This window comes from Nostoc sp. (genome assembly GCF_036917675.1).
Lineage (GTDB): Bacteria > Cyanobacteriota > Cyanobacteriia > Cyanobacteriales > Nostocaceae > Nostoc.
Genome location: NZ_JBALCT010000071.1, coordinates 20,184 through 42,862, shown reverse-complemented (window position 1 = coordinate 42,862; position 22,679 = coordinate 20,184). Strand labels below are relative to the sequence as shown.

The following is a 22,679-nucleotide window of genomic DNA, read 5'->3' as shown; positions in this document are numbered from 1 at the left end:
TTAAGAATTTCAATTTCTTAAATGGTATAGCGAATCACACCTAAAAGGGAAAACTTATAGAGGGAGAGAGTAGCCCAAAGCAGATTTTACTTGTGATAAAGTTTGATTGGCGATCGCCCTAGCTTTCTCCCCTCCATCCCGCAACACAGATTCTAGATAGCCTTTATCTGCCGTTATCACCTGATATTTTTCTTGAATTGGTTTTAGGGACTCAATAATTGTGTCTGTCAACAATGGCTTGAATTGTCCCCAGCCCATATCCTGACACTCAACTGCTACATCTTCCTTCGTTTTACCAGAAAGCAATGTATACAGCGTTAACAAATTATTACACTCTGGACGCGCGGGATCATCAAAAGTCAGCCCACGAATCGGATCGGTTTTACAACGCTTAATCTTGTATTGAATCTGTTCTGGTGAATCTAGCAAACTGATCCGGCTTAATTCTGAAGGATCAGACTTCGACATTTTGCGTGTACCGTCCGCCAAGCTCATCACCCTTGCCCCTTCCTTACGAATCAAAGGGTCTGGTAATTTCAGAACTAGTTGATCTGGTTTACCAAATTGGTGATTTAACCGAGCTGCAATATCCCGTGTCAATTCCAAGTGTTGCTTTTGGTCTTCACCCACTGGCACTTTATCCGCTTGGTAAAGCAAAATATCAGCCGCCATTAGCACTGGGTAATCCAACAAGCCTGCACTCACATTTTCTCCCTGTTTAACAGCCTTTTCTTTGAACTGGATCATATCTTGCAGCCAGTTTAGGGGTGTAATGCAGTTGAGCAACCAGGTGAGTTCACTGTGGGCCGAAACGTGGGATTGTACAAAAATAGTGGAGTGATTTAAATCAAGACCACAAGCTAGATAGAGAGCAGCAAGGGTGTAGGTATCAGCTGCCAACTGTGTGGGGTCGTGTGGCACTGTAATCGCGTGCAAATCAGCCACAAAAAGGTAATTTTCGTATTCGCTCTGACCTTCTACCCAGTTGCGAATGGCTCCCAAGTAGTTACCTAGATGGTAATTGCCGGTTGGTTGAACTCCAGAAAGAACACGTTGCTTGCCCATAAATTTCAACTTAGTTATCTCAAATCCGCGTTATCTCAAGTGGCGATGTCTGGCAACAAGTCGCAACTCTACCAGACACTACGCGTAGCTTGCTTCTTCGTAGGAGTATGCGCCTACGCAAAACTCATTTAATTTTGACATTTTCCAGGTCAACTCGCCGTTAGGGAATGAGAGATTTGACACTTCCGGACCTGTTCGCGCTTGCGTCTCCCCTTGGGAGAAGGCACGGGGATTCTTTGATCTACGAGACAACTTGCTCGTGCAGGATTTCTCCAGCACGAGTAGAGGTCGTTTCTCCCAAAGAGTTGCTTGCGTCTGTCTTGGAAAGGTTGACGCGGGAATCCTCCCGCGCCCAACTTTGGGCTAGCGCAAAGGTTCCTGTATGCCCTACAGTACCCAATCCTAAATTAAGAATGATTAAAGTCAGTGAAGGAGTTGCCCCCTCCACTGCTCTCCAAAACGGAACGTGATAGTTTCCCATCATTCCGCTCCTCAGTAAAACGGCTGTTGTCATCAGTACGTCATTACCAACTTATATTTTCCCCAGGCTAATAGTCTGGTTCTAAAGGTGGCTTAGGTTTAGCAGTATTTCAGCTACATTTTTTTTACCGAGACTACCATCAAAGGCAGTCTTTTTATCGTGGCAATGTCGATGGAGTAGTTGCCAATTATTATATGAATCCTTTCCACCTTTCGATTTAGGGATGGTATGGTCAACTTCTATCGAATCTCCATCTTTGAAGTAGTTATCACAGTGGGCGCATTTACCTTTTTGCCTTTTAAACCATTTGTTGGTTCCGTTAGGATGTCATCTCTTCACCGAGTTTTGGGGTGACGTAGGTATGTCGATTCAAATCCTCATACCACCCTTTTCTACTGCCCTTTTGGGACTCCCAGTGCATAAAGCCTAATTTCACTGGTTCGCCTTAACGGTGATTCAAACAATGACTTCGCATTTGCTATCCATAGGAACTTGCTCACGGGACACCACCTTAAGGCTGGTAGCTCTTTCCGCTTTTATCCCCGCTTCACCGATTGAGGGCTAGTCTCTACAGTGGGGGATATGCTTTCACTCCTACGTCTGGAGGACAGGACTTGACGTTTTCTAGGGTACCAGCGCTCACCTGCAAGGTTATGAAGTTGTCATCTACAAGGGATTAAAGTGCGAACTCAATCCTTATGGATTACCCTGTAGAAGCCAGTCATCCCCCGATTGCTCGGTTTCGACTGAACGAATCGCACTTTAGAGAGGCGTTATGATCTCTATCTAGATTGCAACCGCACTGACAGACGTGTGTGCGAGTAGATAGTGATTTTTTCACAATTACCCCACAGTTAGAGCATTCCTGACTGGTATATGAGGGATTTACCGCAATAGTAATCCTCTTAAATACTTTCCCAAAATACTCTAACCAAACTCTAAATTGATACCATCCAGCGTCATTGATTGATTTCGCCAAACAATGATTTTTGACCATGTTCTTAATCCTCAAATCTTCATAGACGACTACATCGTTTGATGTGATTACGCACCTTGCCAAAATCAATGCATGGTCTTTGCGCTGTCTACTTATTTTGAGGTGAACTCTACCTAATATATTCCGTGCTTTGCGTCTATTGCTAGAACCTTTAACTTTGCGAGAAACCAGTCTTTGTGACCGTTTCATCTTGCGTACAAGAGTTCGAGAGAATCGAGGATTTTCAACCTTGTTTCCAAGTGAATCGGTATAAAAGCTCTCCAACCCGACATCTAAACCAACAGTTTGATGAGTTGGTTGCGTGTTCTCCGTCCGATTTGCATCAACACAGAATTGGGCGTACACGCCATCGGCACGTTTTACCAATCTCACTCGTTTTATCTGGTTGATTTGATAAAAATGTAGGTCACGAGTGCCTTTTAGCTTTAATTTACCAATACCGTTTTTATCGGTGAAAGTTATCGATTTACGATTATCTGCAAGCTTCCAGCCTGATGATTTATATTCAACAGACCGACAGTCTTTCTGGAATTGGGGGAATCCCTTTTTGCCAGATATCTTTTTCTTACAGTTGTCATAAAATCGAGAGATAGCAGCCCATGCTCGTTCTGCTGCGGCTTGCCTAGCCATTGAGTTTAACTTATTCGCAAAAGGAAACAATGCAGCTAATAATGCACAATGCCGTGAAAGTTCAATCCATGACGAAGCTTGCCCGTCCATCCACAATCTGATAGCTTTATTCCGAATGAACTGAGTCGTTCGGATCGCCTCATTAATTGCTTGGAACTGCAAGGCTTTACCGTAGGTCTTGAACTCAAAAACTAGCATGAATATCTTTCTTGTTTTACTTATCTTATAAGAACATATCTATCATAAGATTATCAAATATCTCAGGAAATATAATATAAAGCCGTCCTTTATGACGGGGCTTTTACCCAATTTTTCGGTAAATAAAAAGTCGATGCATTAACAAAGCTCACAAAGGAACTCAATTTTACTGCTTTTTTGCGATCGCTTGTGTTTGAAGCTGTTTTTCATATTCCAATGAAGCGAATTGTGCCAAGATATGCTTGTGGTGTTAACGCTGGCAACAGTGGGCATTCTGCTATCCGCGAGCTTAACTGCGGCGAGGATTTGGTGCATTTCTATTTTGAAGCTTAAGGACGTTAGAACACTAATGAAGCAGTACTCTCAACTCACGATTATTTCTTACATACTAGGTCCTACTTTGATCGTGGTGAGTCATTTAGGATCACTACTCATTATTGTTACTGGCTTATCGTGGGGTGCTGCCTTGTGGGCTGTGTTCTTATATATAATACGAATGCTTGCAACTACTGGCATCTATCATAGGCTACTCACCCACAAGAGCTACCAGGCTCCAACCTCAGTTCTATTGGTTGGAAGCATTATAGCTGCTTCAGCCGGACAGATGGGGCCAAGTTGGTGGAAAGCTCACCACGTAGCCCATCATCAATGCTCAGACCAGGAAAAAGATCCTCATTCCCCCTATATGCCTTTCAAGGGAATCAAAGGATTCTGGTGGTCTCAAGCTGGATGGCTATTCTCCTCACAGTTTTTTCCATCGAAGCTTCCCACCGATGTTGAGAGTAATCTGGTTTTGAAGATTGTTGACCGTTTGCACTTCATTCCTACCATTGCTCTCGGTGCTATCTCTTACTACATCGGCGGAACTGAATATCTCGGCGCTTTTTTCCTCAGCACGACTATCCTTTTCCACTGTGTCGCCACCGTCAACTCACTCAGTCACATACTGGGCGAGCAACCGTTCACAACCAACGACTACAGTCGAAACCATTGGCTCGTCGCGTTTCTGACCCTGGGTGAAGGCTGGCATAATCTTCATCATGCATTCCAGTCCTCAGCCCGACATGGCATAACCGTGCGAGAAGGCCAGGTTGCCTATCTTCTAGACCCAACATTTTGGTTCATCAAAATGCTTGAATTCTTGAAGCTAGCGTCAAAGATTAGAGTGCCTTCTGAAACAGAACTTCTCGCTTGCGCCAGAAACCAAAACTGTCAGAACTCAGTGTTCAAAGCTGAAGTGGAGACATCCGTCTAATATTCTGGTTGACAATTGCGACTATGCCATTCAACCCCTAACAGGCAAAACTCTACCTTTGTCCGGTTAAGCATGAACCATTAAAAATTGACCATTACCATTATATTCTCCATCACAACAAGCAAAATTGCGAATAAACCAGATCAAATAAAACCTCCATATCCGGCGAAACTTGGCATAGTCCATGCCATAGTTTAATGTTTTTATTGTTGCCTGGTTGTCGTCAAAATTTCGTAACCAGTGAGTTAGTGTTTTAGAGTAATTAGAGCCATTAAGATACCATTTTTGAATTGTTTTGAGGTCTTGTTGATGGCTGGGAACTGCATCGTAATTCCAGTACCGACCGTGTGGGAAAATATATTTGTGAGTGTAAACGCTAGACATATTGTTAGGGATGCGGACTGTGATGATGTGAATAAAAACTTTGCCATCATCCTTCAGAAACGAAGCTAATTTTTTAAAGGCTCCCGTTAAGTTACCAACATGACAAAAAACACCAATCGAGAGGATTTTATCAAACTTTGTCTCGAAATTTGCATTATTCAAATCACCTTCATATAGGGTAAAGCGATCTGAACTGAGATAACTGTCAGGATCTTGCATTTTGTGGCGGATATATTCACATTGCTGATGGCTCAAATTAAGACCTGTAAACTTAACGTTGGGAAACTTAGAAAGAATATAATTAGGAACACATCCCCACCCGCAGCCAAAGTCTAAGATATTGTCTCCGTCCTTGATGTCGAACTTTTCAATCAGATCATCAATCATGTGCATCTGGGATTGCTCAAGGTTTAATGCTCCTTTTTCCCACAATCCCATGCTGTACTTAGGATAAATAACTTTCCCGTCCCATAACATAGTATTCAGCATGGCTTGAGGCAAGTCGTACTGAATTTTCATTAGTTCCCGCGATCCTTCGGCGAGATGATCAGTTTCTTTTAATACCCATTCATACGGTGCCAGGAGGGATGGTAAATACTGAAAGAAAATCGGCATACAGGTATCGAAAAGCGATTCTAGAACTGAATCAGGAACTTCTAATCCGTTGATATAAGCCTCCGCTACTGCCATTTGGACTGTGTTGACTACCTCAACCACCCCACGAGTTGCTTGGTATGCTAATGGACTCTTGATATTTATATCTCCCACAATCGGGATATACTTTTCTATTTCTTGCAGCAGGGTACTACTAGTCATCGTCATAACTCCTAACAAGCATTAAAATAAGGTTAATATAGTATAAAAATGGATTTTTTTAGTTTTTTTACACTAAAATGTAATAAATGTTAACATACATATAAAAATATTGTTGAAGAGACAATACGGAATTGATCTGATATATGATATCGTTGGCCAAATATTTATTAATGGTGGCAGATACACCCTAGCCGAGCAGATGAACTCCCCTACATCTTTGGTTCGTTGGGTTTTTCTGCTGGCAGTTGGTTGCGATCGCTCTCCAGAAACCGCATTGATTGTATGATTACCTCGTAGCATTGAGCTTTGGTGAACACTTCTTCAGCTTCCGTCATCAAGTGAAAGCGCAATTAGAAGCAGATCAATATCAAACAAAAAATGCAAGGAACCCAACTTTCTTTTTTTCCTAACGAGGAGAATCACTCTACTATAAAGCAAAAAAAACCAAAATTAGGACGTTATGAACGTATCAAAAGAGAATTAGATCAAAATGACTCCGATCCATACAAAATATTCATTGATGTTAATTCTGTACCAAATACAGCATCTAATTACACCTTCATTGATCTGTTTTGTGGAGCAGGGGGAATAACACAAGGACTAGTTCAAGCTGGATTTAAACCCTTAGCTAGCGTTGAAATCAACCCAATCGCTTCTGCTACCCATAAAAATAACTTTCCACAATGTCATCACTTTTGTGGAGATATCGAACAGTTTGATTCCCGTAATTGGCTACAAGAAATCGGCTTACCTGAAGTAAATCTTGTTATAGGCGGACCGCCTTGTCAGGGTTTCTCAGTAGCAGGAAAACGTGACCATAAAGATCCCCGCAATCGTTTATTTTATAAATTTGTGCGTGTTGTCTCAGAAGTACGTCCTTGGTATGTTATTATGGAAAACGTTCCAGGTATTCTGACTATCCAAAACGGAGATGTAAAAAAAGCAATTATTGAAGCTTTTGAATCTATTGGTTATCCTAATATATCTGTTGCAATTCTTGAATCTGCTGCCTATGGAGTGCCACAAATTCGACCAAGAGCTATCTTTATAGCTAACAGATTTGGAATGGCAAATCCCTATCCCAAGGCTAAGTTGTTACCTGAAGAATATAAACCTATTGAATCAGCTATTTCCGATTTACCAGCATATACCCCAATACCAGAGATAAACCATCAGTGGACAAAGCATTCACCTGAGTATATGGAACGAATTGCTAAAGTGCCTCCTGGTGGTTCTTTATATACAAAATACGTTGATGCTTTCAAACGACAATATCCTGGTAAACCAAGTATGACTGTTAAAGAAAATCACGGTGGTACTCATATTCATCCATATCTAAACCGTGTTATTTCAGCGCGTGAAATGGCAAGATTACAGACATTTCCAGATTCATTTATTTTTGAAGGTTCTATGAAAAAAGCTATGTGGCAAATTGGAAATGCTGTACCACCACGTTTAGCAGAATGCATTGGCTACGCGCTTATTCCTTATCTAACTGATATTGCTATTAACACTAAAAATAAAGTTGATGCTTGCCAAAATGATATCCTCTGATATCCTTCCCATAAAATGCCATCTTTATAGTTAAAAGTAACATCTAGATAAGATTTTGAGGCTTTACTATGCTTGCGCTTAATATGAACCTGAATATTTTCCAAATCTTTGTAATTGGTTATATCTATCGGGAGCATCTCAGTTTTGCAAATATACCAGATGAGAAACAAGATTCTTGTTCCCTCTCCAAAGCATCGGAGAGGGTTGGTGTGAGGTTTTACAAGGCTTTTTACACTCATTGAGATGCTCCCTATCTATCCCACATTCCCCACTTCAAAATGTCATACCTTATACCTTAATACTTCAATAAAACTTCTACTTCTAGTCTTACTTCTCTGCTAAACCCACTTGTTTTCCAATTAACCCCAGAAATCCTGTTCCAAAGTGCTGAATCTCCAAAAAACTGGCTTGCTCCGGTGAGGTTTTGTAAATCCGAAATGTCTTCATAATTCCCAAAGTAGCAGCACTTTCTAGAGGACCAACAAAGCTAACATCTCGGTCGATAAAATAAGTTTGATTAGCCCAATGAGCCATCTGATTTGCATTCAAAAAGTAGCAACCTGCGTGAGGATTGAGGGCGCGACGAAAGGTAATTGGTGCATTCATAATTGTACCATTGAGTTCCTGTTGCTCTTGCACATTTTGAAAGGGAGCCGTTACTCGTAAAGCTAAATCTCCATCAATGTAAGCTTTCTGAACTAACCCGTGTGGGGAAACTTCATAACGATTTGGCTGGAGCAAGTTTAATTCACCAGCTTGTTGGGTAAACCAGTTTAATTTTATAAAAAACCAAGGATCATAGATAATTAGGTCATCTTCAAGAAAGCAGTAGTAATCATACTGACTGAGACAACTTTGCAGAATAGCTTGACACTCAAACCCTAAAAGTAGAGGTTCAATATCAGTAGAATGATGCTTATATAAATGAGATGGTAAGGGAAGCTGATTCAGAAGATGATTATCCTTGGTTGTGCAAATAACAATATCTAGTTCGTGAGACTGCGGCTGATTAGCAGGAAAAGCTAATCGTTGAGCAATATTGATGATAGTTTGAGATTTGCCAAATAATTGGTGTAAGGCGACAAGGCTTTTAGTTAACGCCTCCAAGCGCGGTTGTGGGTCTTTGCGCTGCGAAGCATGACGACCCTCATTGCTAGGTTTGAAAAAATGGGCAATGGTAAAAATAATTCGCATTTTAAATATCGCTTTTATATTTTTCTGTCATTTGTCTTTTGTTGGTTGTAACTAATGACTAATGACTAATGACTAATGTCATCTAATTTCTGCCAAATCCTTTAGAGGGTGAGTGCTTTTTCAAACTATTAGAACTTTTACCAGCGAACATCCATTGTAAATGCTGTGGTAACAGTTTTGCCAAATCATAACGCTTGATAATTGTCTCTCGCGCATTTGCCCGAATTGCGTTCATCTCTTGAGGATTATTCAGCGCCTCTTCAACCCTATTAACAATATTATGAGGAGAAAAGAAATCTACCAGCAATCCATTTACCCCATCCTGTACGACTTCCAATACTGGCGCAGTCTTAGAAGCTACTAGTAAACATCCTGCTGCCATTACTTCTAACATTGACCAGGATAAAACAAAAGGACGGGTTAAATAAATATGAGCAGAAGAAGCTTGCAAAACCTGAAGGTATTCATTATAAGGAAGCCTATCTGTAAAGTGCAGTCTCGATAAATCTAAAGATAATTTTTCTAGCATTAATTGTTTATAAGTCTGACCATCAGGGAGATTTTTACCATAAGCAACCCGATCTTCGCCCACAACTACTACATGGCACTTAGGTCTTCGCTGCTGAATTAGCGCCACCGTTTCCATAAACTGCGGAAAACCTCTATAAGGTTCCATCCCCCGTCCCACATAAGTTACCAACTCTTCCACATGGGAAAGATCAAGATTTATTCTTGGTAAAACTAACTTTGCGCCAGGTTTGGGAGCAAAAAATTTGGTGTCAATACCATCATGAAGTACAGTGATTTTGTTATGATATTCTTTAGGAAACTGCTGCCGTTGCCAATTGGTCGGAGAAAGACCGCGATCGCAGCTATATAAATCAGTCAAAATCGGCGCATTTTTTACGCGGATGCGGCATTGATCATCAGCATTAAGTGGTTCATTGGGATCAAAATCTGCATCCGAACCGTAAGCATGGTAAAACCACTCGAAATAACACAATAATTCGGCTTTAGGGAAAACATCTTTCATAAATAAAGTTGGTCCCCAACCAGAATGACCATAGACTATATCTGGAAAAAAACCTTCGGCTTTTAATTTTTCTGCCACCCGATAGACAGCCTGGGCGGTGAGAACAGCATTTTCTAGGTTGCGAACATAGTGGTGGGTTTGGGGAGCAGCTTCACGAGAAGGAGTGTAAAGAGCCTTATAAACGCCAGGTATTTCCCCTTCACGACGATTTGTTCCAAAGACGACTTTGTGATTCTTATCCTTACCTAAAACTGTCGCTAGATTGCGAAATTGCGAGGGAAAATTGGGATGTAAAAATAAAATCTGCATTGGAATAATCTTGATTAACTTATTGCCAGATAAAATAAATTAAGACAAACTTTTCCAGATTATAAGATTATTTCCCCGATTTTTGGCAAATAAATTTAGGTGAATTGTTGCCGCAAAATGCCAAAATAATCGCAAATTCGTGTTATGACCATGAAATTTATTGGCATTGATTTAGGCTGGCGATCGCAACCAAGTGGATTATGCTGCTTAGAATGGATAGATGGACAACTGCAACTACTTGATTTAGATCGCAAAGAAGCCATTGCAGACATCTTCACCTGGATCGATCTGAGGGTACAACCAGACGAACCAGCGATTATTGCCGTAGATGCACCTACCCTCATACCCAACGCTAGCGGGAGTCGCCTTGCCGACAAACTCAGCCATAAGCACTTTGGCAAATATCATGCGGGATGCTACCCAGCTAATAAAAACCTACCCTTCGCCGATCGCACCATCAACTTTGGCTTAGAATTAGAATCACGCGGTTTTGCACACGCACCTACCATTGAACCGCAAAAACTTGGCAGATATCAAATAGAAGTCTTTCCCCACCCAGCAATCGTTAACCTATTCAACTTAGAACGCATCCTCAAATACAAAAAAGGGCGTCTGAATGAGCGCCGCCTAGAACTAATCAAACTCCAAAATTATCTTCTCGATCTCCTCCCCTCCTTCTCTCCTCCTCTGCGTCCTCTGCGCCTCTGCGGTTCGTTTACTCTTGAAATATCCCACCTACAGGCGCAGCCCTCAAAGCAACCGAAGATAAACTAGATAGCCTAATTTGCGCTTATGTTGCTGCTTATTGGTGGTATTGGGGAGAACAACGCAACCTCGTATTAGGCGATGTCTACGACGGGCTATTCGGTGTCGCACCACTGGCTACATTATCATTCCTCAAAGAATTTTAGCCTAAAATTGTCATCTCATAAGATTTACAGCAGAATTCAACTATTTGAATCACATCTGTCATAGGGGCACAGCAATGCTGTGCCCTTACTGCTGAAAATAGCTCGTAAATACTTCTGATAATAGATGACTTTTTGTTTGGGAAAGGCATAATGCTGAAAGACCTAATTTTCTCTCACCAATTACTGACTAGGAGATTATTTTATGAGAACCAGAAAGCTAGGCAAACAAGGCTTGAAAGTTTCAAGTATTGGACTTGGTTGCATGGGAATGTCTGAGTTTTATAGTGGTCGTGATGAAATTGAGGCCATCGCTACTATCCATCGGGCATTAGAACTTGGGCTAAATTTCCTTGATACTGCTGATATGTATGGGCCGTTTACCAATGAAGAACTAGTAGGCAGAGCAATTAAAGATCGCCGAGATCAAGTAGTATTAGCAACCAAGTTTGGCAATGTCCGCACTGAAGACGGCGGTTGGAAAGGGATTAGTGGCAGACCAGAATATGTCCACACAGCTTGCGATGCCTCGCTAAAACGCCTGGGAGTTGAAGTGATTGATCTCTATTATCAACATCGTGTAGATCCAACCGTACCCATTGAAGATACTGTCGGGGCAATGGCAGAGTTAGTCAAGCTTGGAAAAGTGCGCTATCTAGGGCTTTCCGAAGCTGCTCCTGCCACGATTCGACGGGCTGTAGCAGTTCACCCCATTACTGCACTGCAAACAGAATACTCTCTTTGGACTCGTGACCCAGAGGATGAAATTTTACCGACTGTGCGGGAATTAGGAATTGGGTTTGTTCCCTATAGCCCATTAGGAAGAGGATTTTTATCAGGTGCAATCACCAGCCCTGATGATCTTGCACCTGATGACTATCGAAGAAATTCTCCTCGCTTTCAAGGTGAGAATTTTTATAAGAACCTGCAATTAGTAGAGCAAGTCAAGGCAATTGCCGCCGAAAAAGGAGTAACTTCTAGTCAGCTTGCACTAGCATGGCTTTTGGCTCAAGGAGAAGATATTGTGCCAATTCCTGGTACAAAACGCCGTACTTATTTGGAGGAGAATATTGCAGCTACCGAAATCACTCTGACTGAACAAGAGTTGAATCGAATTGAAGCAGTTGCACCAAAAGATATAGCAGCAGGCGATCGCTACCCTGACATGAGTACTCTTAACCGTTGATCCATCTGAGTGCTGGAGTATTTTTTCTGATTCTGCTTTTGATGAGCGTAGGCATTGCTCCCCTTTTCTTCTATAAAGGGCGGCACATTCGGGTGATTTGTCTTTTCGCCTTAGCTTAAAGGCTGGGGCGATCGCTCCTCTTTTCCTTTCACCATGCTAATTTTAGATTTGATATTTTAACTATAAATGATATTTATGGCATAAATCTTCTGATAGAGAGACGATCGCAAGATGAAATTGTATTCTATTAACAATGTCATTTTGAGAAAAATGCTTCTCATAAAAAGTACTTTTCTATAAAGAATTTAAATCAAGAGAATTACTCAATATTATTACCAACAAAAACAGAATGGAGTAAACAAGTGAGGTTTGTTGTAAGACGCCGGCCGCTTTAGAGTTCAAACGCTGAGGATGTGATTGCCCAAGATGGCAGCTTTTTCTTAAAAAACAAATTGTCAGCAAGCGAAACTTATGAGGCAATCTTGGCACGGCATGGAATGAAAATGATCGAAGCGCGTGCAGATGCCAAGCCTGGAGAGGAACAAAAGAAGTTTTCAATGCACGCATTTGGAGCGCAGTTTGCCGAAGTGCGCGTTGACCCTGACTTGGGCGAAGTGCGAGTAACGCGCTGGGTGGGAACTTTTGGCGTTGGACGTGTACTCAATGCTAAAACAGCCAACACTCAGCTGATCGGTGGAATTGTCTATGGTATTGGCATGGCGTTAATGGAACACACGGTAACAGACCCTCATCGGGGGCGTGTTGTCAATGCCGATTTAGCTGAATATCACGTACCAGTGAATGCAGACGTTTCCGATATTCAGGTGTTGTTTGTCGATGAACACGATCCACATATCAACCCGCTTGGTGTTAAAAGAATTGGTGAAATTAGGATTACCGGAACTGCGGCGGCGATCGCTAACGCTGTTTCTCATGCCACAGGTAAGCGCATCCGTGATTTGCCAATTACATTAGACAAACTTTTGTAGACATTGCGATCGCTCGTTTTTAGACTCAATCAAAGTTTATTAACTGGCGATACCTGCGGTGGGCTACGCCTACGCAACTAGCTTTTTGCGGGAAGGACGCTTGCGGTCTGATTTTTTCTTCAGTCCCACGGCTTGAGCTTGATCGCTATCTGAACCATATTGCCCGCGCACGACTTCTTTCATTGCTAATACAGCATTATGAAATTCCCATTCTCCTAATCGGGCAGCATCAGAAGCAGCACGGTATAAAGCTAGTTTCTCAATTTCAGTTTGTTGAGAAATCAACATCAACTGATAAACTTCGTGTAACTTAGCATCTGAAGCATCAGCACGAGTCGTGTTGTAGGTGCTGACGGTTTGCAAACCGTGGAATGAGCCAATATCTTGACTAATGATTTGAGGGCGCAAACGGCGTGTTGTATCTTGGATAGTCATAAATGTATTTACTAATATAGGATACATATATTTAATGTACCCATTACAACTAAAAATCTATCAGTAAGATAAAGTTTTAAATCGGGCAAGTTTAAACAAAAAGTAAGCATTGCCAATGCCTAAGTTTGCATTAGGAATACAGCAACTTGCATTGTGAATGCCTCAACTTGCATTGGGAATACAGCAACTTGCATTGTGAATGCCTCAACTTGCATTGTGAGTGCATCGGCTTGCATTATGAATGCATCGGCTTGCATTGTGAATGCCTCTTACGAAGTATGTTTCAAAACATACCTTAGTTAGAGTCCCTGTGCCAGATTGTCGTGATACTATACGGCTCATTCTTGTTGTTATTTGTAGGAGACAATTATGGAGATCAGTAGACGCAGCTTGTTAAAAACTGCTTCTGCTTCGGGATTAGTAGCGGCAGGACTTGTAGTTTCGGAAGGATTTTTGCAGCCGCTTTTAGCCCAAACAGAACCTGTTGATGAAAATACTCAACTGCTAGCCCAAAGTTTACCCACTCCAACTCGACGCGGCGAAATGTTGTATCGCAATCTCGGACGCACCGGAGAACAAGTATCTGTAATTGGCTTGGGTGGCTATCACATTGGAAAAATTGAAGAGGAGCAAGAAAGTATCAAGCTGATCCGCAGTGCTATCGATCGCGGCATCAACTTTATGGATAACTCTTGGGACTATAATAACGGTCGTAGCCACCGTTGGATGGGAAATGCTCTTAAAGATGGTTATCGTCAAAAGGTTTTCCTAATGACAAAAATCGACGGTCGCACCAAAGGCGCTGCTAAGATGCAAATTGATGAATCGCTCAAAGATTTGCAGGTCGATCACATTGATTTATTGCAGCATCATGAAATACTGCGCTTTGAAGACCCCGATCGCGTCTTTGCTCCTGGCGGCTCAATGGAAGCAGTTGTCGAGGCGCAGAAAGCGGGCAAAATTCGCTATATTGGTTTTACAGGACACAAAAATCCTCAGATTCACCTTCAGATGCTGGAAACGGCTGCACAAAATGGTTTCCATTTCGATACTGTGCAGATGCCCTTGAATGTGATGGATGCTCATTTTAGAAGCTTTGAACATCATGTTTTACCTGTGTTAGTGAAAAACAACATTGGTGTGCTGGCAATGAAATCGATCGGGGAGTCTTACATTCTTAGAAGCAACACGGTCAGTGCGATCGAGTGCCTGCACTATGCCATGAATTTGCCAACCTCAGTTGTAATTACGGGCATTGACAGCATGAGAATTTTAGATCAGGCGTTTGAAGCAGTCCGCACCTTTAAACCAATGGATCAGGCACAAGTTACAGCATTATTGGGGCGTACCCGTGAGGCAGCAGCTAAAGGGCAGTACGAACGATATAAGACTACAACCCAAAATGATAGTACAGCAATGAATCCAGCTTGGTTGGGGTAAATATTAATACTATCTTTAAGAGTTTTATCTACGCAATCAGCAATCGCAAACTTAACGTGAAAGCCAGTCTATAAGCAGCTTTTATAGATTATCTCGTCAAGAGTCTCCGATTGGGAACGCCTGATGTGAGGGCTACCGCCTCAAAACTGGCGGCAGAGCCGCAATTGAAGTGCATTTCCAGTCAGAGGCTGGAAACGAGGTTTTAAAAAGGTTTGCGCTGAAATTGACATCAATGGCAAGATGTGTACCCCACAATATTAGATAATTTATTTGTTAGAAGTCCCCGACGTTGCAAGATATAGTTTTATCCAAGGAGAACATTGATTATGTCCAACTTCAAAATACTTTCTACTGGTCTAGTGGCGATCGCTTTATCTCTGGCGACTGGTTGCACACCAACTACTCAACAAGATAAAAATACATCGGAAACTCCACCTGCTAAGTCTGTGCAAGCAACTGAGAGTCCTGTTAGTCCTGGAACTTTAGACAGTACCCCAACTTCAGACAGTACCCCAACTCCAACCAGTACCCCAACTTCAGACAGTACCCCAACTCCAACCAGTACCCCAACTTTAGACAGTACCCCAACTCCAAGCAGTACCTCAACTCCAAGCAGTACCCCGTAATATGATGTCCGGCAAATTACACGTAGTTAGTTAATTGCGAGTGAAACGGCGCGATCGCAGGGTTTTTAGAATTGCCTCCCTACCCTGCGAGAACGCTAAATACAGTTTTGCGTAAAAGCGTAGCATTGTTAATGCAGCCGACGCATTAACAAATGGCACTAAAAAAAGTCCAAAGGTGTCACCTCGTTAAGAGTCTTAAGACTGGGAATGTATTCCGAGAGGGCTGCTGCCTCTGATCAAGAAAGAGGAGGCGGAGCCTCGGAGAATGAGTTCCCAGTCTCAAGGCTGGGAACCAGTCAAACAGTTAGGGCAAGGGCTGTATCTTAATTTAGTGCCATTTGACGCATTGGGATTGTATGGGGATGCATTGCATTGCAAAAAAACGCATTGCGATTGTATCGGCGTGGATTGGCATTGCAGGGGAACGCATTAACAATGCAGCCAACGCATTGGTATTGTATGAGGATGCATTGGCATTGCAGGAGGACACATTAACATTGCAACCTATTGCCAAATTTAATTTGCTACAAATTAATCGAATGCTGTACTAAGAGCGACGGTAACAATAACTTATTTAAGCGGACTTGATATCAGTCCAAAATTTCATCATTAAAGAACCACGATGTCTGAATTGTTTAAAGGAAAATTTTCTCGTCGTCTGATTCTAACTACTGCTGGGTTAGGAGCCATTTCAACCACCGCAATTGGTAGTATAAGCGAAGAGGTTGCTGCTCAAGTGCCAACTCAGCAACCAACGCCACGCAAAGGACCCTTGCCGCCTCAGATTCAGTTTCCGCCCATCTTTGCATCAACCGAAGTTGAGACAGGGGGGCCACCAACTGCATTACCCCCTGAGCGACGCTTGGGGTTTGCGATCGTCGGACTTGGCAGACTTTCACTAGAAGAAATCATGCCTGCATTTGCAGAATGTAATAAACTAGCAAAGCCAACTGCATTAGTTAGTGGCGATGCTACTTACCTTTCAAGAGCATCCCTCTTTGGCAAATATACCAGTTGTTGGGAGAATGTAGGGAAATACCTAAACCGCCCAAAACATGACCCTCGAAAAACAAGCACGTCTACAAGCCTGCTTAAAAGAACTAGCAACCCTGCTATATGAACAGACAGACAAGAGTAAACTAAGCGACCTTGAAAGCATTGAAAAAACAGTGCGAACTCAGATGTTAGAATAAGTTAGTCCCGAAATCGCCCTTTTTTTATTGAACAAACAACAGGAACCAAAACAGGTAAACTCCGAAGAGTAAAAAGTTGTGTGGAGGTGCTGAAGTTGAAAACCAAACAAGCACAACGATTAGGATTGAAGCCACGTAGTCAACTCAGTCCCTTATTAGAAAAATGTTGCTTACGACTGTCTGCAAACGAGTCATATCAAAATGCCGAAGCCGAGATAGAGGCATTGACGGGGGTAGCCGTGGATCACTCAACTCAGCAACGACTAGTGCTTTGGCAAGATTTGCAATTGCCACAAGCACTTGAACCCGTCTCAGAAGTAAGTGTGAATGGGGGAAAAGTTCGACTACGGGGAAAACCAAAAGAAGGTTGTTACTGGCGAGACTATAAAGCTGTGCATTTACAAGGCATATACTATGGTGCGTTTTTTGACTCAAATCAATCATTGATTGATTACCTCAACAGTCAACCCTTGATCGACCCACTTGTATGTTTAGGAGATGGTCATGAAAGAGTATGGAATTTAGTTCGAGAGTTTGCGTAGGCGAAGCCCGTCGTAGACATCGCCAACCAAAGGTGGGAAATTTTAGATTGGTTTCATCTCAAAGAAAATCTATATAAAGTTGGTGGTTTCTTAAAGCGGCTGAAAAAAGCTGAAGTGCTATTGTGGCAAGGGCAGGTGGAAGCAACCCAGGCTTTGTTTACCAATTGTAAAGGTAAGCAAGCACAGAATTTTTGTGCTTATCTAGAGCGCCATCGCCAAAGAATTGTCAACTACGGCTATTGCCAAGCTGAAGAAGTCTGTTTTGTAGGTTCTGGAGCAGTGGAATCTGCTATTATGCTTCTTGGTAAAAGGATGAAAATTTCTGGAGCGCAGTCGAAAGTTGACAACGTTAATTCAGTACTTTCTGTTCGTTGTGCTTACCTCAACGGAACACTCGCTATTTGATGTTTTCGCCAAAGAGGGATGCTCCCGCTGTAGTCTTAGAGGAAATACCCCACGGGTATCATATTTTTCAACAAAAAAAGGATAGCTGCATCAAAGTTGTTCTTAAAACCCTGAATGCTGAATAGTCATTCAGTGTTTTGAATTGTACACCCAACATAATGCAATTGAGGTTTTTTATGAATCGAGTAATTTCATGGCTGCAAAATATTCGTATCTCCCAAATCCTTGTAGTTTTTCTGGTAGGATTTATGTTTTTATTGGGTCAGGCTTTTAGCTACGTTAATGTAGCACAAGCTGATGTTAAGACTCCAGAAGGGACTTATTATAAAATAACCCCAAATGATCAAGGTGAAATTAAAAACGATACCCAAATAAGAAACGCTCAAAATCCATTAAAAAGCGCTGCTGATAATATCCGCGAAAAGTTAAACTTGGATGAAAAAGCTCCTAAAGCTACAAAAGAGTTTTTTGATCCTGCAAAAAACAAAGCTGGAGATAAAGAAGGTTATTACCAAAATCCTCCTACCAAACAACTGAGAGATAGAAGCAGCAAATTTTGAGTCTAAATTTTTGACTCATACATTGTTTAACAAGCTTTAAGCAGTTACTGAGACGCGATAATTATCGCGTCTCAAAATCAGGTAAATTCGAGTATTTATCTTGATAGTTAAAATTAAAAGAGGCAAAAAATATGTCTGATACAACCATTATTAAAGTAGACTCTAACCATTCCCCTAAAGGTGAACTTGGTCAAAAATATCTTGCATCAGGTAAAAGTATTTCCATGCGCCTGTGGGAGAATGAGCAACCGAACGAACCTAAAGAGCTAACAGCGCGAGAATATGAAACTGTTGGTTATGTAATCACTGGTCGTGCAGAATTACATATTGAAGGACAAACGATTTTACTAGAGTCTGGGAGTTCTTGGGTAGTACCAAAAGGAGCCAGCCACACCTATAAAATTTTAGAACCATTCACTGCTGTTGAGGCAACCAGTCCACCCGCTCAAGTTCACGGGCGAGATGAAAGCTGATTTGCAGTTATCTTAAATTTGGCGATCGCTAAAAATTTCTAGCCGCTTGCAATTGCATGAAATATAGAACCTTCGTAGGGGAACAACATTTTTGTTCCCCTTTTTACTGTGCTTTGCAGCTGAGAAACAATTGCCCAAAATGTCAGGCGATCGCAAGGCTTACTTTGACTTGTTATCTAGTTTAGTAAGGTACAAACTCGTAATAAAATACCCATAGTCGAATGGTACTAAGAAAAGATGAAACTGATAGAGCTAATTATCAATGTATGCCACATTCAAAAACACTGAAGGAAAGACAAGATGACTAATCAAACGAACCTTGGCGGCAGTTTTACACTCCCAGGCACTTCAATGTCTCTCAAGCGTATGGGTTATGGCGCTATGCAACTCGCGGGGCCTGGTGTTTGGGGACCCCCACGCGATGTTGACGCCGCCATTGCTGTTGTGCGCGAAGCTGTTGCGCTCGGAATCAATCACATCGATACCAGCGATTTCTACGGTCCCCACATTACCAATCAGATTATTCGGCAGGCATTGCACCCCTACCCAGAGGGATTAGCGATCGTCACTAAAGTAGGAGCTCGCCGGGGCGAGGATAAATCGTGGCAAGTAGCCCTCTCGCCCAAGGAACTCATTGATGCCGTTCACGATAATCTTCAAAATCTTGGACTGGAAGCGCTCGATGTCGTCAATCTCCGCCTCCCAGACCAACAGGAATCGGCTGAAGTTTTCATCGAAAAACCCCTTACGGTACTTGCTGACCTGAAGCGTCAGGGTCTTATCCGCCATATTGGTCTCAGCAACATCACACCCCAGCAATTCGCAGAGGCTCAGTCGATCACTGAGATTGTTTGCGTCCAGAATCAATACAACTTAGCGCACCGCGACGATGATCCGCTGATCGACGAACTTGCACGGCTCAATATCGCGTTCACGCCATTCTTTCCACTTGGTGGGTTCACGCCCCTGCAATCCTCAGCACTTGAAGCAGCCGCAGCCTTGTTGAAAGCTACACCCATGCAAGTTGCGCTTGCATGGCTGCTTCAGCGCTCCCCTAATATCTTGCTCATTCCAGGCACGTCGTCGGTCGAGCATCTGCGCGAAAATCTTAAAGCCGCGACTTTGGAGCTGACTCCAGAAACGATCGCCGATCTGGACTCGATCGCTGCAAACGCTGGGGTGACAGCAGAAATGCACTGAGATCGAGTCCTGAAATCACGCCCAGCCACTGGGGCAGGTGCGTCTATCGTCAGCCCTTCGGCTGACTATAAACGGCAAAGTGGCGTACAGAAGTACTAGCTTGGAGTCTCAAACTCCTTATACTACAGGTAATACGCTAAAAAACCTTGCGGGAAACCTTGAAGGAATTTTTAGGACTTATTGTTTTTGCCAAGCCTTGGAGAAAAAAGAGTTAATACACCAACTCAGCCTCGGAAATTGGTGTTCGCGTAGCGTGTCCTTTAGGACAAGGTATTGTTAATAATACTTGATTCCCTCAATTCTGCTTGTAAGGGAGGGTTGGGGGGATTTTTGCCAGATGAACATGTATCAGCTAGCTAGCAGTCACTTGGTAGTTTGATAGGATGCGATCGCTCCTTTAAACGCTATGCCAAAGTCCTATTCTCTCGTCACTTATTGACAAGTAATTTTATATAATTATTTAAGACGGTATTTCTACTAGTCTGAAATGTCATGTCTGATTAATACAAAAACTAAAATCTAACATCCAAAATGGCTAAAAGCTTGAGTCCTGAACAGCAGCAGCGCTTGCAGCAACGGTGGAAGACGCTTCATGCTGAGTGGGAACTGCGAAGTGAAAAATTAAAGTGCTTACGAGCGGATTGGGCTATTGAGGTAGGGACGGCGGTAAAATTTCAACTAGAAAAGCAGATTCAATATGAAGAGGCTAAGTTAGACGATATTGATCAGCAGTTAAATGATATTGAACCGGAATTGCAATCGCTTTCTCATACAAAAATAATCCCAGATAGTATATCCCAGGTAAAAGTACATCCAACTTGTGAAGTACTATCAAGCGGTGAAGCCATCCAAGTTTTTTTATATTACTCTGAACAAGATGAAAAACTCCGAAATGATCTAGTAGAAAAATGTCTCCATAATATGGAGATACAAGGCGATATTAATATTTGGGATAAAAGCAAAATAAGACCAGGAAAAACTAGAAATATTGAAATTAAGAAAAAACTGAATTCAGCCCATATAATTCTCCTACTTATTAGTCCGACTTTTCTGGGGTATTACCACCGCTCTGAGGTTAAAGAAGCAATAGAAAGATGCCATGCAGAAGGAACTAATGTTATTCCCATTCTACTTATTCCTGTTGCCAGTTGGAAGAGTATAAAATTGGTAAATTTTCAGCTTGGCAACCTCCAGTATTTACCCAACAATGGTAAATTTATAAACGACAGTAGATTTTGGAAAAATAAGAATGAAGCATTTGTAAAAATGGCTGAGGAATTTGCAGAAGCAGTCAATCAAATATCAGCCGAATCACATTAAATACGGATATTGAAAGTCTTCGCATAAAAGCTACGTAAATCTGATTTTATGTCTTTATTGTTGACATCTACTAGAACTATAAAACTTTTTTTTGCCCACTCTAACTCTCGTGATGATAAAAAACTGCGGGAAAAATTAGAACCGCATCTTAGTAGTTTGGAACCACTAAGAGTCATTATAAACTGGTATAAAAGTCAAACGCTGACTGGAAGAGACTGGAAACAGGAAAGTTACCAACACCTGAATACATCTCAACTGATTGTACTGCTAGTTAGTCCAGACTTTTTGGCGGCAGATGATTGTAAGAACATTACGAGGTGGGCGATGAAACGGCAGAACGCTGGACAAGCCTATGTAATCCCTGTTAAACTCCGCCCAATTGATAACTGGCAAGCTACACGATTCGGGCATCTACAGTGTTTACCTTATAATGGTGAACCTATAACTAGTAGGTTTTGGCCAAGACAGGATGATGCATTTGTAAATATTGTTGAAAAAATTAGGGAAGAAGTCGAGAAAATACAAGAAGATCAGCGACAGCGACAACTGATTCAAGAACAACAAAAAGCTGAATTTTTTGCATCTATCAACCGTTTGATTTCCAACCACTCTTTAAACCGAATTATTCGAGGTAGAAATGTACCGACTTTCTCACTTGGTATCGCTGCTAGTGTTATTGGAGTTGCGGCGTTATTAGGATTTTGTAATTTTTCACCAGAGAGGCAGGTCAATAACTTATTAACCCAGGGACAAGATAAGCTTGGTAAACGAGATTACCAAGGAGCATCAGAAAACTATACTGAAGTTCTTAAAATTGCTCCCAGAAATATTAATGCGTACATCAAACGTGGTGATGCCCGCTATTCACTCAAAGATTATAAAGCAGCAATTAAAGACTATACCCAAGCTATTCAAATTGCTCCTAAAAATGTTGACGCTTATATAAAACGTGGTGAAGCCCGCTATTCACTCAAAGATTATAAAATAGCAATTAAAGACTACACCCAAGCTATTCAAATTGCTCCTAAAAATGTTGACGCTTATATAAAACGTGGTCAGAACCGCCATTTAATCAAAGATTATCAGGCAGTAATTAAAGATTATAACCAAGCTATTCAAATTGCTCCTAAAAATGTTAATGCGTACATAAAACGTGGTGATGCTCAATCTTCTCTAAAAGAATCCCAGGCAGCAATCGACGACTATACCAAAGCTATTCGCCTCTCTCCTGACTCAGATCAAGCCTACAAAAATCGAGGTTTGGTTTATGAGAATAACTTACAAAATAAACAAGAAGCAATTAAAAGTTATCAGAAAGCAGCGAGTCTTTACAAAAAACAAGGAGCAACAGATAAGTACAAAAAAATTATTTACAAAATCCAGAAGCTTCAGCAGAGAAAGCCCCAATCTTCCAATTAAATTTATCCTAATCTCTACCAAATTGGATAAAGAGGATAAATAAGAATCACGTTCTGACTTGTCACAA

The 22,679-nt window shown here is 41.7% G+C and carries 22 protein-coding genes and 3 pseudogenes; 16 read left to right on the top strand and 9 right to left on the bottom strand.

Annotated elements, in window-relative coordinates; genetic code table 11:
• Positions 1-54: 54 nt before the first annotated feature.
• The 4 genes and pseudogenes from trpS to V7K31_RS27260 all read right to left on the bottom strand — a co-directional run bounded on the left by trpS (position 55) and on the right by V7K31_RS27260 (position 3,371).
• The gene (gene trpS, locus V7K31_RS27275) at positions 55-1,065 is read right to left on the bottom strand and encodes a tryptophan--tRNA ligase (protein ID WP_335098643.1); all 1,011 of its coding nucleotides are present in this window, start codon (positions 1,063-1,065) and stop codon (positions 55-57) included.
• A gap of 241 nt (positions 1,066-1,306) precedes the next feature.
• Positions 1,307-1,579 (bottom strand): hypothetical protein, encoded by a 273-nt coding sequence (locus V7K31_RS27270; protein WP_335098641.1) that lies wholly within the window; start codon positions 1,577-1,579, stop codon positions 1,307-1,309.
• A gap of 48 nt (positions 1,580-1,627) precedes the next feature.
• A pseudogene (locus tag V7K31_RS27265) lies at positions 1,628-1,816 on the bottom strand (HNH endonuclease); the annotation flags it as partial.
• 451 nt (positions 1,817-2,267) lie between these two features.
• Positions 2,268-3,371 carry an RNA-guided endonuclease InsQ/TnpB family protein gene (locus tag V7K31_RS27260; RefSeq protein ID WP_335098638.1) on the bottom strand — a complete coding sequence of 368 codons (1,104 nt, stop codon included), beginning with the start codon at positions 3,369-3,371 and terminating at the stop codon, positions 2,268-2,270.
• A 349-nt stretch (positions 3,372-3,720) separates the two neighbouring features.
• On the opposite strand from V7K31_RS27260, the gene V7K31_RS27255 reads away from it, so the two are divergent.
• Positions 3,721-4,626, top strand: coding sequence for an acyl-CoA desaturase (locus tag V7K31_RS27255; protein WP_335098636.1), 906 nt, complete (start codon positions 3,721-3,723; stop codon positions 4,624-4,626).
• Between the two features lie 66 nt (positions 4,627-4,692).
• Here the strand turns inward: V7K31_RS27255 and V7K31_RS27250 are convergent, their stop codons facing one another.
• Entirely contained in the window at positions 4,693-5,826 is a 1,134-nt protein-coding gene (locus V7K31_RS27250) for an SAM-dependent methyltransferase (protein WP_335098634.1), read from the bottom strand.
• 109 nt (positions 5,827-5,935) lie between these two features.
• Between V7K31_RS27250 and V7K31_RS27245 the strand changes: the two genes are divergently transcribed.
• Entirely contained in the window at positions 5,936-6,112 is a 177-nt protein-coding gene (locus V7K31_RS27245; RefSeq protein WP_335099182.1) for a hypothetical protein, read from the top strand.
• A gap of 92 nt (positions 6,113-6,204) precedes the next feature.
• Positions 6,205-7,380 carry a DNA cytosine methyltransferase gene (locus V7K31_RS27235; RefSeq protein WP_335098632.1) on the top strand — a complete coding sequence of 392 codons (1,176 nt, stop codon included), beginning with the start codon at positions 6,205-6,207 and terminating at the stop codon, positions 7,378-7,380.
• Positions 7,381-7,707: 327 nt separating this feature from the next.
• Here the strand turns inward: V7K31_RS27235 and V7K31_RS27230 are convergent, their stop codons facing one another.
• A complete protein-coding gene (locus V7K31_RS27230) occupies positions 7,708-8,574 on the bottom strand; it encodes a calcium-binding protein (protein ID WP_335098629.1) in 867 nt (288 codons plus the stop codon).
• Positions 8,575-8,656: 82 nt separating this feature from the next.
• The gene (locus V7K31_RS27225) at positions 8,657-9,916 is read right to left on the bottom strand and encodes a glycosyltransferase family 4 protein (protein WP_335098626.1); all 1,260 of its coding nucleotides are present in this window, start codon (positions 9,914-9,916) and stop codon (positions 8,657-8,659) included.
• A gap of 150 nt (positions 9,917-10,066) precedes the next feature.
• Here V7K31_RS27225 and V7K31_RS27220 point away from each other — a divergent pair.
• The 3 genes and pseudogenes from V7K31_RS27220 to V7K31_RS27210 all read left to right on the top strand — a co-directional run bounded on the left by V7K31_RS27220 (position 10,067) and on the right by V7K31_RS27210 (position 12,999).
• A pseudogene (locus V7K31_RS27220) lies at positions 10,067-10,832 on the top strand (DUF429 domain-containing protein).
• Positions 10,833-11,029: 197 nt separating this feature from the next.
• A complete protein-coding gene (locus tag V7K31_RS27215; RefSeq protein WP_335098624.1) occupies positions 11,030-12,010 on the top strand; it encodes an aldo/keto reductase in 981 nt (326 codons plus the stop codon).
• 413 nt (positions 12,011-12,423) lie between these two features.
• Positions 12,424-12,999 carry a xanthine dehydrogenase family protein molybdopterin-binding subunit gene (locus V7K31_RS27210; RefSeq protein WP_335098622.1) on the top strand — a complete coding sequence of 192 codons (576 nt, stop codon included), beginning with the start codon at positions 12,424-12,426 and terminating at the stop codon, positions 12,997-12,999.
• 69 nt (positions 13,000-13,068) lie between these two features.
• Here V7K31_RS27210 and V7K31_RS27205 read toward each other — a convergent pair whose 3' ends face one another.
• Complete coding sequence (locus V7K31_RS27205) at positions 13,069-13,434, bottom strand: hypothetical protein (RefSeq protein WP_335098620.1); 366 nt, start codon at positions 13,432-13,434, stop codon at positions 13,069-13,071.
• 119 nt (positions 13,435-13,553) lie between these two features.
• On the bottom strand, positions 13,554-13,691 hold the full coding sequence (locus V7K31_RS27200; protein WP_335098618.1) for a hypothetical protein: 138 nt from the start codon (positions 13,689-13,691) through the stop codon (positions 13,554-13,556).
• 112 nt (positions 13,692-13,803) lie between these two features.
• Between V7K31_RS27200 and V7K31_RS27195 the strand changes: the two genes are divergently transcribed.
• The 10 genes and pseudogenes from V7K31_RS27195 (at position 13,804) to V7K31_RS27150 (ending at position 22,612) form a co-directional block, all read left to right on the top strand.
• Entirely contained in the window at positions 13,804-14,874 is a 1,071-nt protein-coding gene (locus tag V7K31_RS27195) for an aldo/keto reductase (RefSeq protein ID WP_335098616.1), read from the top strand.
• A gap of 326 nt (positions 14,875-15,200) precedes the next feature.
• Entirely contained in the window at positions 15,201-15,500 is a 300-nt protein-coding gene (locus V7K31_RS27190; RefSeq protein ID WP_335098614.1) for a hypothetical protein, read from the top strand.
• Between the two features lie 362 nt (positions 15,501-15,862).
• A complete protein-coding gene (locus V7K31_RS27185; protein ID WP_335098612.1) occupies positions 15,863-16,051 on the top strand; it encodes a hypothetical protein in 189 nt (62 codons plus the stop codon).
• 71 nt (positions 16,052-16,122) lie between these two features.
• A complete protein-coding gene (locus tag V7K31_RS27180; RefSeq protein WP_335098610.1) occupies positions 16,123-16,620 on the top strand; it encodes a hypothetical protein in 498 nt (165 codons plus the stop codon).
• Positions 16,556-17,640: pseudogene (locus V7K31_RS27175) on the top strand (ISKra4 family transposase). The gene V7K31_RS27180 and the pseudogene V7K31_RS27175 overlap by 65 nt, the downstream one beginning before the upstream one ends.
• Positions 17,641-17,816: 176 nt before the next feature.
• Entirely contained in the window at positions 17,817-18,200 is a 384-nt protein-coding gene (locus V7K31_RS27170; protein ID WP_335098608.1) for a hypothetical protein, read from the top strand.
• Between the two features lie 131 nt (positions 18,201-18,331).
• Positions 18,332-18,673, top strand: a complete 342-nt coding sequence (locus V7K31_RS27165; RefSeq protein ID WP_335098606.1) for a cupin domain-containing protein — start codon at positions 18,332-18,334, stop codon at positions 18,671-18,673.
• Between the two features lie 300 nt (positions 18,674-18,973).
• Positions 18,974-19,873 (top strand): aldo/keto reductase family oxidoreductase, encoded by a 900-nt coding sequence (locus V7K31_RS27160; protein ID WP_335098603.1) that lies wholly within the window; start codon positions 18,974-18,976, stop codon positions 19,871-19,873.
• 531 nt (positions 19,874-20,404) lie between these two features.
• Positions 20,405-21,193 (top strand): toll/interleukin-1 receptor domain-containing protein, encoded by a 789-nt coding sequence (locus V7K31_RS27155; protein ID WP_335098601.1) that lies wholly within the window; start codon positions 20,405-20,407, stop codon positions 21,191-21,193.
• A gap of 48 nt (positions 21,194-21,241) precedes the next feature.
• A complete protein-coding gene (locus tag V7K31_RS27150; protein ID WP_335098599.1) occupies positions 21,242-22,612 on the top strand; it encodes a tetratricopeptide repeat protein in 1,371 nt (456 codons plus the stop codon).
• Positions 22,613-22,679: the final 67 nt, after the last annotated feature.

Excerpts from the sequence above, each read along its gene's own strand:
- trpS (WP_335098643.1), bottom strand. The coding sequence starts at position 1,065 with ATGGGCAAGCAACGTGTTCTTTCTGGAGTTCAACCAACCGGCAATTAC.
- V7K31_RS27270 (WP_335098641.1), bottom strand. The coding sequence starts at position 1,579 with ATGACAACAGCCGTTTTACTGAGGAGCGGAATGATGGGAAACTATCAC.
- V7K31_RS27260 (WP_335098638.1), bottom strand. The coding sequence starts at position 3,371 with ATGCTAGTTTTTGAGTTCAAGACCTACGGTAAAGCCTTGCAGTTCCAA.
- V7K31_RS27255 (WP_335098636.1), top strand. The coding sequence starts at position 3,721 with ATGAAGCAGTACTCTCAACTCACGATTATTTCTTACATACTAGGTCCT.
- V7K31_RS27250 (WP_335098634.1), bottom strand. The coding sequence starts at position 5,826 with ATGACTAGTAGTACCCTGCTGCAAGAAATAGAAAAGTATATCCCGATT.
- V7K31_RS27235 (WP_335098632.1), top strand. The coding sequence starts at position 6,205 with ATGCAAGGAACCCAACTTTCTTTTTTTCCTAACGAGGAGAATCACTCT.
- V7K31_RS27230 (WP_335098629.1), bottom strand. The coding sequence starts at position 8,574 with ATGCGAATTATTTTTACCATTGCCCATTTTTTCAAACCTAGCAATGAG.
- V7K31_RS27225 (WP_335098626.1), bottom strand. The coding sequence starts at position 9,916 with ATGCAGATTTTATTTTTACATCCCAATTTTCCCTCGCAATTTCGCAAT.
- V7K31_RS27215 (WP_335098624.1), top strand. The coding sequence starts at position 11,030 with ATGAGAACCAGAAAGCTAGGCAAACAAGGCTTGAAAGTTTCAAGTATT.
- V7K31_RS27205 (WP_335098620.1), bottom strand. The coding sequence starts at position 13,434 with ATGACTATCCAAGATACAACACGCCGTTTGCGCCCTCAAATCATTAGT.
- V7K31_RS27200 (WP_335098618.1), bottom strand. The coding sequence starts at position 13,691 with ATGCAAGCCGATGCATTCATAATGCAAGCCGATGCACTCACAATGCAA.
- V7K31_RS27195 (WP_335098616.1), top strand. The coding sequence starts at position 13,804 with ATGGAGATCAGTAGACGCAGCTTGTTAAAAACTGCTTCTGCTTCGGGA.
- V7K31_RS27190 (WP_335098614.1), top strand. The coding sequence starts at position 15,201 with ATGTCCAACTTCAAAATACTTTCTACTGGTCTAGTGGCGATCGCTTTA.
- V7K31_RS27185 (WP_335098612.1), top strand. The coding sequence starts at position 15,863 with ATGCATTGCATTGCAAAAAAACGCATTGCGATTGTATCGGCGTGGATT.
- V7K31_RS27180 (WP_335098610.1), top strand. The coding sequence starts at position 16,123 with ATGTCTGAATTGTTTAAAGGAAAATTTTCTCGTCGTCTGATTCTAACT.
- V7K31_RS27170 (WP_335098608.1), top strand. The coding sequence starts at position 17,817 with ATGAATCGAGTAATTTCATGGCTGCAAAATATTCGTATCTCCCAAATC.
- V7K31_RS27165 (WP_335098606.1), top strand. The coding sequence starts at position 18,332 with ATGTCTGATACAACCATTATTAAAGTAGACTCTAACCATTCCCCTAAA.
- V7K31_RS27160 (WP_335098603.1), top strand. The coding sequence starts at position 18,974 with ATGACTAATCAAACGAACCTTGGCGGCAGTTTTACACTCCCAGGCACT.
- V7K31_RS27155 (WP_335098601.1), top strand. The coding sequence starts at position 20,405 with ATGGCTAAAAGCTTGAGTCCTGAACAGCAGCAGCGCTTGCAGCAACGG.
- V7K31_RS27150 (WP_335098599.1), top strand. The coding sequence starts at position 21,242 with ATGTCTTTATTGTTGACATCTACTAGAACTATAAAACTTTTTTTTGCC.